Annotated in this window: 1 protein-coding gene; it reads right to left on the bottom strand. The window is 70.6% G+C overall.

Annotated elements, in window-relative coordinates; translation table 11 throughout:
• A partial coding sequence (locus tag DDE13_RS22680; protein WP_162631216.1) for a hypothetical protein occupies positions 1-531 on the bottom strand: 531 nt, incomplete at both ends.

Here is a 531-nt window from a genome sequence, read left to right as displayed (position 1 = left end):
CCGGTCAGCACCGTGACCGCGTTCGACGCCGGCGATGCCACACCCGAACCCGCATCCGTCCGCGCGCGGACCGTCGCATACACGCCCGGACCCGGAATGACGGGCGCAACGGTGTGTTCGCTGGTGTCGGGTCGGTCGACGGTGCCGATCAGCTCGTCCGCGTCGTTGTAGATCTCGTAGCGGTAGCCGGGCGGGTCGGTGTTCAGCGGACGGCCGTTCAGGTTCGCCGGGGCCGTGGCCGCGATCGTGAGCGATGCCACGCCGCCCGTGACCACCAGCGCAGCCATCTGGTCGGGCAGCTCCCATGTGGTTGCGGTCGCGGTCGCGCCCGGATCGCTCTCTCCCGCACCGTTCACCGCGCGGAACTCGCCTGCGACCACATCACCCGGCTCCCGATCGGTGACATCGACCGTGGCGCCCACGTCGAGCATCGGCGCCTGCGCGATGCCGCCCACCGTGTAGTAGAACCGATACTCGGTGATCGCGTTGCCGCCATTCTCGGGTGCCGCCGGCCGCGGGAACCGGATCGCG

Origin of the sequence: Meridianimarinicoccus zhengii (genome assembly GCF_003254465.1) — a bacterium.
GTDB classification, from domain to species: domain Bacteria; phylum Pseudomonadota; class Alphaproteobacteria; order Rhodobacterales; family Rhodobacteraceae; genus Meridianimarinicoccus; species Meridianimarinicoccus zhengii.
This window is presented reverse-complemented; position numbering and strand designations above follow the sequence as displayed.